Raw genomic sequence first — 10532 nt, 5'->3', positions numbered from 1 at the left:
GGGTTAGCGCGCGGCCTGCTCAATGATCGGTCCGGCGAAGCGATTGTCACCCGACACACTGGCAACAATCTCCAATTGGCCCGCGTCGCCAGCGCGCGCGACGAGCAGGACGAATGACCCTTTGGGAAGGTCGACGGGGAAATCGATCGTTGCGATTGGCGCGCGCATGCTGAGCGCCGCGCGTGCTGCCGTCAGTGGGTCTGGGGACGGGGCAGGGCGCGGGGCAGGGCGGCGCAGCGCACGTTCTGCGGCGACAATGCCTTTGATCCCGCCTTCTGCCATATCAAGGAAATCGGCGAGCGCGCCGACTGGAACGTTGCAGCGCCGCGCATGGGCAAGGACGGCCGCAAATTCGGTGATTCGCGTCTTGTCATAATCCTGGCCAAAGATCAGCTTGACGACCGGCGTCATCGGCGCGCGGGCTTGTTCAGTGATCCCAGCCCCCGCCAACAATGCCGTATAGCCAACCGGATCAGTGCTGGCCGCGATAGAAAAATCAAAAGCGCGGCCGAGCGCACGATAGAGGGCGGACCGGCTCCGCGTATCGGCCGCGCGCGCAGCTGCGGCGGTTTGCTGGGCGAGCATCAACTGATCGGCAAGCCCAGCGGCGATTACGAAGGCGGAATCGTCGTCGCTGGATGGCTCGTGCGTATCCTCGAAATCGTCCTGGCCGGCGCTTGGGCCACTCGCCCAAGCCGGTGCCGCTGCCGTCACGGCCTGACGTGGCGCCTGGCTGACGGCGACGGCAATTTCCGCATTCAGCTTGGCCTGGGTCTCGGCATCGACCAGCTCTTTCCAATTGATCACGCCATAGATGAAATCAATCGTGTCATCGTCTGACGAAAATGGCATCAAAATGCCGCGATACATGGTGTTGTGGCCGCGCGTGCTCACGAACTCCGCTTCGAAGCCGATAGGCGCGCGATTGGCGATGATCTGCAGATAATGATCGGTCAGCCGTGATAGCAGCGAGCGGCTGGGGACCTGGCTGATATGGGTGGTGGTTGAATCAAGGTCGCATTCGGTGCGCAGCGCGCGGCCAAGAAACTGGATCGCCGGATTTTCGATCCCGGCGGTAAAATCCAGCAACACGCTATGCGCGCCGAAATCAGCGATATTTTCAGGATCCAGGTCCTCAATCAGCGGATAAGCGCGGCCGCGCAGCAGCGACACCCAGTGATTATAGGCGCGCACATGCATGCGGCGCTCATCCGTGCCGATATCGACCTGGGCATTATCGTCCACGCACAGATCGGCCTGGTCGTGGCTGTCATAGTCGGTGCGGTCGTCTTCGAACCCGCGGAGCGTGTCCATGCGCATTTCCCCAATGGGCTCATGCCCGGTGCAACGCTGGTTTTGACGCACTGTGGTAAATGTTACGTAAAGCCCGGCCCCGAAGTTTGACGGGCGGGGCAGGCTGTTCGTTGCAGCCACGAGCAGTGCCCCAGACCGCCCGACCTGCCGCTTGCCAGCCCCGAACCCGTCTGATAGGGGCCCATTCCTCACCGGCGCCCACCGACGCGCCGATGCCAGGCGCCGCTTTAGCTCAGTTGGTAGAGCATCGCATTCGTAATGCGGGGGTCACAGGTTCGAGTCCTGTAAGCGGCACCAGTATTTTCAATGACTTAAGGGGCGCTCGCGGGCGCAGCAAGATTTGCGCCCCACCATTTCCCCACTGGATAGCTGCAAAATTCGCCACCCGTTGCCCTTTGGCGCGGCGTGGCGGAATGCGCCCGGTTGGGTTGGTTTGCCTGCCGTATCGGTCGGCACGCCGGCACGCTTGCCGCTGTCGACCTCGGCCTTCTTCATCCACTCGTGAAGCGTCTGCGGTACGCAGCCGATCTTGTCGGCAACCGACACCACGGCCGATCAGCGCGAAGGATATTCGCTCTCGTGATCCAATATCATCCGCACCGCACGGGCCCGAACCTCGTTTGAAAACTTGTTCTTTGTCTTGCTCATATCGGCTCCGCCTCCTCGGGAGTTGGAGCCTCTGACAATCCCGGGGCGCTCCAGTTTGCTGGACGGGAGGAAGCGCCGATGAAGCGTCCGTCGGAACGTCCCATTGCGCGGGCATGGCGGTGGCCTTTCCGGCGTTGCCGAGTGTCGCGAATTTCGCCGCCGTAGCAGTCATGTCGTCGGCGCGAGCCTCGCAACCGGCACGTCCGCTCCAAATCGTTTTGAGCGCCGTCAATTTGCGGGAATGGACACTCGACGGGAAAATGCCGGGGATATCCCTTTCCCAGGCCGCAAGCGCCTTGGCGGAATGCGCCATCGTCCTGGTATCATCCCGACGCGCTAAGACCATCTTCAGCCCCAGGAAACGCGCGAGGGCCAGCTTAAGGACGCCTTGGCGCGCGCGACGGCTTCGTGGGTGGTCCATCCGATGCGGGTGCCGTCGCATTCGCCGCTGCGCTCACCCGCGCTACCGGCAAATAAGAACAAGAACCCCGCTGAATCTAGCAATGAATTGATGCTCAAAATGGCTCTTCGGTAATGGTCTGAAACGCCAATTTATAGTTGGCACGGCAACCTGTAATTTCTACAGCCGTCATGTTATTTGGATTAATAATGACTGAGCATTTCACTGTTTTGAAAATTCTACAATTTTTAATTAACTGATGTATATTTAATTTGCATTATTAATATTAGAGATAATAACAGAATTCAAATTATAATGTTGAATTTTGAAAATGATTTTTACAAACAATGCCCCAAAAGGTATGGATCATTTCTCAAATGGCTTATATCTTACACAATACCCCTTATTGACATGGTACACTAAAATGAGCGACGCACGAAATCAGCTGCAAATATTGGTTCGTATTGATCGCTTGCGGATAATTATCCTTCTGCATGCGGCTTTTCCCTTTGCCGCCCTGGGTCAGCAGACCCAAAATCAACCGCAAACCGCATTGTGCTCGACCTTGAACAGTGCCTTACGCGCCGCCAATCCCAACACAGATTGCCGCGAGGTAAAGGCAGGTGCCGTTATTGCCCCATCGACCGATGTCGGTCGGTACATTACGGCGCTAAATGAGGCAGCGGAACGATATGCGCGCCACTTCGGTGCCCCCAAGCGACCAATCATGTTGGCGGTGGGCACCGAGCTCTTGCCCGACCAAATTGCTAGCCTCCGCGCGCGAAACATCCCGTTGCTTAACTGGCCCCGGACGGTGCTGGATCCAAAGGTGATTGAGGCTGCCATCCGAAAGCAAATTGATACCCAATTTCCAGCAGCGACTGCCGAAGCGAAAGCCGACATCTTACAGAAGCTTCTCGCCAAGCTGTCAGCGACGCCGGGAAACGCTGGGGGCAGCGTTGAAATGGGGATCATCCAGCATGAATTCGGCCACCTCTGGTTCATGCTTGATTTTGATGGTTTGGCACCGCGCGCCTCCAAATCCGGTTATGGCAGCACGGCGCCTGACTGGCTTGACGAAATGGCCGCAGTTCTGGTCGAGAACGACGCGATCACTACAAAACGCCGCAGTGATCTCAAAATGGCACTTCGCCGACCAGGCGGCAGTCGATTGGAGACGCAGTCGCGGTTGCTCCAGCGTGACCATCCAATGCCGAGAATCGCAAATGGCAAGGTCGGCAGCGTCGCGGTCACGATCCGTGCCGACGCCACCAATGACGCGGCGGCAGCACTTGAACGCGAAACGGTATCAGATTTCTATATCCAGGCGCGTGGCTTTGCAGACTTCGTCATTGCAAGCACGCACGACGACATGGTTTTCGGAAAGATTTCGGTGGCTTTGTCGCGCGGCCAGAGTTTCGAGCGGTGGCTCAGCGAGAATGGCGCGCAAATTGGGTTGAGCGACTCACTCCCAGGTCTTGAAATACAATGGCGCGCGTGGCTCGTTGAGCAATCTGCCGAGGCTGTGGCAAAGGCCTGAATGGGTCGTTATTCGCTGCGAAGCGCCTCGATCGGATCGAGCGCAGCAGCACGACGAGCCGGCAGATACCCTGCTGCCAATCCCGTCAGCAGTGATGTGGCCAATGCGAACAAGGCGTCGCCAGGCGCTACCGAAATGGGCAGCGCAGAGACGGCGGCGATAATAAAGGCAATGGCGAGGGTCAGCACGAGCCCGATGAACCCGCCAAGCCCGCACAATATCGCTGCTTCTGTTAGAAACTGGTTGCGAATATGGGTTGGCTTGGCCCCCAGAGAAATGCGCAACCCAATTTCTCGGGTTCGCTCGGTAACAGACACCAGCATGATGTTCATGATTCCGATGCCACCCACAATCAGGCTGATCGACGCAATCGCGGCCAGTACACCTTGCACCACCGCGACAACCGACGATGTTGCGCCACTCAGATCTTCCGTGGTCGATACAGCAAATGGGCTGGTCTCATCGTCACTGATACGCTTTCTATCCTTCAAGAATTTCAGTGTCCGCTCGCGCGCGTCGGTCAAATCGACCTCGCCGCCGAATTGAAGCAGGACTAACCCGACCGAATCGTCGTCATTCCCAACGCGAAGCCCCAGCCGTTGGCGTGCAGTCGTGATCGGAGTCAGTGCGAAATCATTCTGATCACCCGAAAGACCACTACCAACAGTCGATGCTATTCCGATCACGGTTGCAGAGACCCCGTTCACCCGAACACGGCGACCGACGGCCTGGTCGTCCCCGAACAAGCGGTCTGCAGTGCTTCGTCCAAGGACAATCACCGAAGCCTGTGTCGCGATGTCGCTGTCACGCAAAGACGCTCCTTCGACGATCGTCAGCGGTGTCACGTCAAAAAAACTCAAATCCACGCCTCGCACAATAGTGTCGGCCCGATTTGCGCCCGCAATGATCCGGGCAGACCCGGAGAGCTGAGCGGCGACCGTGTCGATTCCCAGCAATTGTCGCTGCATCGCATCAACATCGCGATCGGTCAGCGATGCTCGGATCGCCCCGCCTCCGCCGCGTCCATCGGGTGCTGGGTAAACCAACACCAAGTCATGGCCCAACGCATCGAGTGAGCTCGCTATGCTGCGTTCAGCCGCCCGCCCCAGCGAGATGATCAGCACCACCGAGGCAACACCAATGATGACGCCCAACATGGTCAGGAGCGACCGCAACCGGTTCGCCCGGATCGTGTCGAACGCAGAGCGGATGTCCTCTTTCCACATCACGGCGTTGCCGCACGCGCGTCTTGCTCAGCTGCTGAGGTTTCCAGTGCCCGGCGGGCATTGTCCGAAACGACCCTTCCGTCAAAAAAATCAACGATGCGTCGTGCCCGGTCGGCAACGCGCGGATCGTGCGTAACCGTGACCAGGGTAATACCCCGCGCCTGCAGTCCGTCGAGCCGGTCCAGCACGTCACGCGATGTCTCACTGTCAAGCGCGCCGGTCGGCTCATCGGCTAGAATCAGCCGCGGATTACCGACCAGCGCGCGTGCAATGGCAACGCGCTGTTGCTGGCCGCCCGACATCTGGGCAGGCAAGTGATCGAAGCGATCATCAAGCGCCATTGCGGCCAACGCGTCGCGCGCGCGTTCGCGGCGTTCCGGTGCCGGGACTCCCTGATAGATTAAGGGCAACGCGACATTATCGACCGCATTCATTCGCGCCATCAAATTAAATTGCTGGAAAACAAAGCCAATCGTCCTGCTACGAAAACTGGCCAGTTGATCGATCGTGAACTGAGTAACGTCGGCACCATCAACAATCAACGCACCGTGAGTAGGTCGATCAAGGCATCCGAGCAGATTCATGAACGTCGACTTGCCTGAACCCGACGGCCCCATGATCGCGACATGATCGCCACGGTCGATCTTGATGCTGACCGAATCGACCGCGACGACTCTGTTGCCACCCAAATCATATATCTTGGTGACGGCAACCGTTTCGATAAGGGGGTCGAACACCTTCATCCGCTAATAGCTCGCAGATCGAGCCCGACCAATCGCTATCCGATCACCTACTTTAACGTCGCCCCCGACGATCTGCACCATTTCGTCTCCCCTGATTCCCAGTTTGACCGGGACAGCGACAAGCCCTCCCGGTGCATCGGCGTCAGCTCGCCAGATCGTCGGCCTACCATCTGCTGGCGCGCCCGTTGATCTCACCTCTCTTGTTGTGGAAATCGGGCCATTGCCGCCACCGCCGCTCGGTGCGACCGAGACGTTGATGCTGCTGATCTTCGGGATCAGCCAACGTTCCCCTGCAAGCACTGGCGTGAACCCAATCGCCGACAGCGGCACACGGATCGCCTCCTTCGCGATCGCAGTCAGTATCTCGACATGAGCAGACATACCCGGAAGCAGGCGGGCATTCTTATCGAAAACCTCGATGATAACGGTATAGGAAATGACATTGCCCGCATCGATAGCCTGAGGACGAACCTGACTGACGGTGCCCAAAAAGTTGCGCGTCGGGAACGCCTCGATGACGAACCTTACGGTCTGACCAACTCGAACCTGGCCGATATCGGCCTCGTTGATGCTCGCCTCAATCCGCATGTGCGACAGGTCAGTCGCAATTTCGAATAACACGGGCGCTTGGAAGTTCGATGCAAGCGTCTGCCCCGGATCGACTTGCCTGGAAATCACGACCCCTGCGATCGGCGAAATGATCCGTCCGCGCGCGCGGACGGTGCGGGCATCAGCGAGCAACGCCTCGGCCCGCGCTAATTCTGCGCGCGCGCTTGCCATTTGGCCGCCTGCACCCTTAACATCCGCTACCGCACGCTGGTTCAATGTCTCAGCATTTTCAAGCTCACGCTTCGCCACAAAGCCACGCTTATATAACTGTTGGAGTCGTTCGTTATTGCGGCGGGCGTCGGTGACTCCTGTCAGGCCACGCGTGATCGCCGCTTCGGCCTGAATGACATTGGCCCGCGCGAGCGCCACCTGCGCTTCGGCCTGACGGACCGAAGCATCCAAGCGTACGGGCTCAAGTTCTGCAAGCAGTTGCCCTTGCTGCACATGATCGTTGACGTCGACCAGAACTTGCGAAACCAGTCCTGATGCCTCAGCGCCGATCTTCACTGTCTGTAAGGGGCGCAACCTGCCCGAGGAAACGACCGATCGTTCGACATCACCGCGCGTAACATTCGCCATTTGATATTCGGGCTTCGGCACAGGCCACCAAGACCAAGCAACTAAAAGCGCGATCAATGTGACAATTACCGACAGCCGTGGCCGTTGCCGAAACGTCCTGCCGACCATCATTATAAAAAGTCTGGCAAGACGCATCACGCTGATAACCGACAAGTCAATTAATCAAATACCTATAAACTGCCCTGCGTGCCGATTTACGTCGATACTTCAATTAAGCGGCGTCATCGTTGCATTTCCAATTTTTATCGAACCAAGTGGCAATAAGGCAGAACTTACGAGCACCTGGCCAATGTAAGAGCGTTCATTGTCACGCACCATCTCCAGTTTAATGCCCGAACCCTTTTCCACCGGGTTACCGAGCACGATCATCAATTTATCGTTCGCCATGGTGCATTGCGCTGCGACGACTGCATTATTTCTCACGGGATCTGACAAAACGCAACCGCTCAGCTTATTATTTCGCACAGAAAATTCGGCAGTATATTGTCCGCCCGTGGCAGCTTGCGTTCTGTCCTTTGATTTCACGGAAATACTAACGCCAACGCCAGCACGCTGCTCTGCCTTCCATTTCAGCAGATACCTGCCATTCGGGATTGACGTGGCGATGGCAGAAGCTGGGTACGCCGCATTGCCCTGGTTGCAGGCAGTACCAAGCAGGACAAGAAATCCCGCTGTGCCGATCGCCATTGCCTTCACCATAACGCGCATCTCCAATGAAAAAAGGGTCGATACGATAGCAAATTATTCTGCCGTATCGACCAATTAATTTCAACAATGAATGTTAATCATGCCTTAGTATCAGCGTTCACTGTCTGACAAATTACGGTGTCCGCGTCGACCTGAACACAAACCGTAATATCCACCGCGACGATGATGAGTTCGACGTGAACAGTCACCGCATTTGCTGGCGCTGTGGGGATCAACGCCAGCATCGGCGCAAGGGCAATTACGGAGAATAAGCGACGTGCTTTCATAGGCAGTCTATTCATGCGAAACTCCCGTCATGTGAGCGATCGTAAAAGGTCAACTTGAAGGTCACATTTCGGAGATATTTGTTCAAATAATAATCGGTACCAAATCGAGCCTCATAGGTGAGTATTTTTCTGATTTAAAGATTGTCGGGAAGTTTACTTATCGATTAGCGATAGCATAAGCAGGACTTGATATTTTAGGATATGCATGGACGACCGACTGGGTAGGCCGATCGCTGCATGCGCTTGATTGTGTCGGACTACTGACGCGCCTAAAGGCGGCATGACTCCCGCGCTCCCAAACCTACGCCAAGGCTTCCATTACGGTGATTGCCGGATGGTTGCCGCTACCTAGATTCTCATCTCAAGAACGCAGATCTATCATTTATAATCAGATATTTATGAGTTCATGGCTACGACGTTTGGTGGCGCGAGTACATTGTCTTGCAAGCCGATAGTCGTGACGAGGCGGCGCGCATCCTCACAAAATCGCGCCGCATACGGACAATGCGCTTTTTCGATCTGGTTGCGAACAGGACGAAATACAAGCCGCTCGCCGTCGTCGAGCGAACGCGAAACTGCCCGACGATGAGGGCAAAATCACTGGCGACTGACGGAAATCGTCCAATGGTTCGCCTGTCTATCTTTGTCCTCTGCAGGGCACCAGTTTTTGCACAATTGGGATCGCTGAGAGGTCGCAGCTGGCACGATGCCAGCGTGCGGCGGTTCTAGTTTCGGACTATTTTTCCTTTACTTGTTGGAGAATGTTCCCGAAATGTTCTGGCCGCAACGAACGGCGAGGGCGACATGATTCGAACGTCAACCTACAGGCAGCAAAGTGCTTTTTCGTGGTGGCTGCGAACCGGCAGGCTGCCCCCGGCTCCAACGCCTGACGGGATCGAACGCAAATTCAACCCCTGGCATGATCCGTTGGATGGCCGGTTTACCTTTGCGGGGGCGGGACGCCATTATGGCGCAGGCGGGGCCGGCCCGGCGGGTAGCGCCAGCAGTCGGAACGCTGATCCTATTGGCCGCCAAAAGCCTCGGCCACCGGAGCGCGCAACGCGCCCAAGTGCGGAAACGCCGCCCGCCGGACAAACGGCGCAGCAACGCAAAAAGCCAGTACTCCAAGCGACGGGCGAGGTGCGGCCTAAGCCTGTGGGTTCGCCGCGTAACGATCAGCGCAATCCCGTCGCCGACTTTATCATCGGTGTCGGAGAGGGAGGCTATGATGTGGCAAAAGGAACGGTCGAGGGCGTCTATGCCGCATTGACGACGAACCCGGTCACCACCCTTCGCAACGTCGAGCGCGGAATCGCGGGGATGATCGATACGGCGATCGCGGCCGAGGACACACCGGCCCGTGTCCAAGTGGCGCGCGCGGCGAGTGCGGTGGCCAATGCCTCGGCGCGCGATATCGGTCGTGTCGCGGGGGCAGCCGCTGGAGACGTCGCGCTTGCAGTTGCACCGGGTGCGGCACTGGCAAGGGTTTCCGAATTGCGCCGCCTTCGTAAGGCAAGGCCTAGTCCAGGTCCGTTTCCGCCGCCGAAGGTTCACTAGGTGAGGGAAAATCTCGGCCCCGACAGTTCAGCAAAGCGATACAACGACGCCGCGCCGGGTGCACGATCCGGATACGCGCCGGCCTTGATGCGCACCATGCCCGACGGATCAAAGCGGCCAGTTAAGTTTGACGGCGGGGGAGACATCGACCACCCCATCGACCGAAAGTTAAAAGTCGTCGACGCACCACATGCTCGAGCACAAGCATTCCGGCAATCTGACGTGCTAGGGCAGCATCGGACTACCGGAACCTGGGAGGTTCCTACTATTACCCAAAGAAATAAAGCGCTCAAGATGCTCAAGAAGTTGAATATTACTAACATTAAAGTTAGGGTAGTAAAGCCATGATGAACTTGCAGGTCGCGCGAATAATTGCGAATTATGTTTTATTCCTCTATATGACTGATGACAATACACTAAATCCTGACGCTGCTGTCCAACAGATGGAAGAACTCGCTAACGACATGGAGGCGCTTGATAAGGATTTGCTTCGAGGTTTGATCGACGCATTCGCTGTGATTGCTCCGGAATATAGTGACGAGGCGCAATTGACGGTACGCAACATAGCGCATGACTTCTATCTAGAAGAAGCGGTGGCGGCTGACGATCCAGCGAGATTGGCTGAGTTGGAGGCATTGCGCGACGCGGAAGAGGGGTGAATTTGCTGGCGCGCTAGACATCTAGTGGCCGGGGGAACGACGGCCAGTGACGCCGCGCTGGCGCTCAGGGACAACGTAAAATTGCCAACATCAGGGTAAGGGTGGTGAAGCCATGATCGTTACGCAGATTGCGCATATCATTGCGGATTATGTCGTTTTCCTCGAACTCACCGATGAAGAAGACCTAGAGCGGTTTCCGACGATGGTGAATCGATTGGGGATTCCCACGGCTGACTTTTTCTGATTCACGATCTTTGCTGGTGAGGGAGGCCGGCAGAGATGG

The 10532-nt window shown here is 57.0% G+C and carries 10 protein-coding genes, 1 tRNA gene and 2 pseudogenes; 5 read left to right on the top strand and 8 right to left on the bottom strand.

What is annotated here, in order from left to right:
• Window positions 1-3: 3 nt before the first annotated feature.
• Window positions 4-1314 carry a hypothetical protein gene (locus B7Y43_RS17615; protein WP_374132984.1) on the bottom strand — a complete coding sequence of 437 codons (1311 nt, stop codon included), beginning with the start codon at window positions 1312-1314 and terminating at the stop codon, window positions 4-6.
• A 221-nt stretch (window positions 1315-1535) separates the two neighbouring features.
• On the opposite strand from B7Y43_RS17615, the gene B7Y43_RS17610 reads away from it, so the two are divergent.
• Window positions 1536-1611: transfer RNA gene (locus tag B7Y43_RS17610), tRNA-Thr, on the top strand.
• Between the two features lie 135 nt (window positions 1612-1746).
• Here the strand turns inward: B7Y43_RS17610 and B7Y43_RS17605 are convergent.
• Together B7Y43_RS17605 and B7Y43_RS17600 are read right to left on the bottom strand one after the other, a co-directional pair.
• Window positions 1747-1962: pseudogene (locus tag B7Y43_RS17605) on the bottom strand (transposase); the annotation flags it as partial.
• A 112-nt stretch (window positions 1963-2074) separates the two neighbouring features.
• Window positions 2075-2383, bottom strand: a pseudogene (locus B7Y43_RS17600) (cytochrome c); the annotation flags it as partial.
• A 310-nt stretch (window positions 2384-2693) separates the two neighbouring features.
• Between B7Y43_RS17600 and B7Y43_RS17595 the strand changes: the two are divergent.
• A complete protein-coding gene (locus B7Y43_RS17595; RefSeq protein ID WP_374132983.1) occupies window positions 2694-3902 on the top strand; it encodes a hypothetical protein in 1209 nt (402 codons plus the stop codon).
• An 8-nt stretch (window positions 3903-3910) separates the two neighbouring features.
• Here the strand turns inward: B7Y43_RS17595 and B7Y43_RS17590 are convergent, their stop codons facing one another.
• The 5 genes from B7Y43_RS17590 to B7Y43_RS17570 all read right to left on the bottom strand — a co-directional run bounded on the left by B7Y43_RS17590 (window position 3911) and on the right by B7Y43_RS17570 (window position 8048).
• The gene (locus B7Y43_RS17590; protein ID WP_374133026.1) at window positions 3911-5059 is read right to left on the bottom strand and encodes an ABC transporter permease; all 1149 of its coding nucleotides are present in this window, start codon (window positions 5057-5059) and stop codon (window positions 3911-3913) included.
• A 68-nt stretch (window positions 5060-5127) separates the two neighbouring features.
• Entirely contained in the window at window positions 5128-5865 is a 738-nt protein-coding gene (locus B7Y43_RS17585) for an ABC transporter ATP-binding protein (RefSeq protein ID WP_374132982.1), read from the bottom strand.
• Between the two features lie 9 nt (window positions 5866-5874).
• On the bottom strand, window positions 5875-7212 hold the full coding sequence (locus tag B7Y43_RS17580; RefSeq protein ID WP_374132981.1) for an efflux RND transporter periplasmic adaptor subunit: 1338 nt from the start codon (window positions 7210-7212) through the stop codon (window positions 5875-5877).
• A 54-nt stretch (window positions 7213-7266) separates the two neighbouring features.
• Window positions 7267-7758, bottom strand: a complete 492-nt coding sequence (locus tag B7Y43_RS17575) for a hypothetical protein (RefSeq protein ID WP_374132980.1) — start codon at window positions 7756-7758, stop codon at window positions 7267-7269.
• A gap of 86 nt (window positions 7759-7844) precedes the next feature.
• Window positions 7845-8048, bottom strand: a complete 204-nt coding sequence (locus B7Y43_RS17570; RefSeq protein ID WP_374132979.1) for a hypothetical protein — start codon at window positions 8046-8048, stop codon at window positions 7845-7847.
• Between the two features lie 1215 nt (window positions 8049-9263).
• Between B7Y43_RS17570 and B7Y43_RS17565 the strand changes: the two genes are divergently transcribed.
• The 3 genes from B7Y43_RS17565 to B7Y43_RS17555 all read left to right on the top strand — a co-directional run bounded on the left by B7Y43_RS17565 (window position 9264) and on the right by B7Y43_RS17555 (window position 10493).
• Complete coding sequence (locus B7Y43_RS17565) at window positions 9264-9590, top strand: hypothetical protein (protein ID WP_374132978.1); 327 nt, start codon at window positions 9264-9266, stop codon at window positions 9588-9590.
• Window positions 9591-9934: 344 nt separating this feature from the next.
• A complete protein-coding gene (locus tag B7Y43_RS17560; protein ID WP_374132977.1) occupies window positions 9935-10249 on the top strand; it encodes a hypothetical protein in 315 nt (104 codons plus the stop codon).
• Window positions 10250-10361: 112 nt separating this feature from the next.
• The gene (locus B7Y43_RS17555; protein ID WP_374132976.1) at window positions 10362-10493 is read left to right on the top strand and encodes a hypothetical protein; all 132 of its coding nucleotides are present in this window, start codon (window positions 10362-10364) and stop codon (window positions 10491-10493) included.
• Window positions 10494-10532: the final 39 nt, after the last annotated feature.

This window comes from Sphingomonas sp. 28-62-20, from assembly GCF_002281505.1.
Note: the sequence above shows the minus strand (reverse complement) of the source record. Positions and strands in the feature narration are given on the sequence as shown.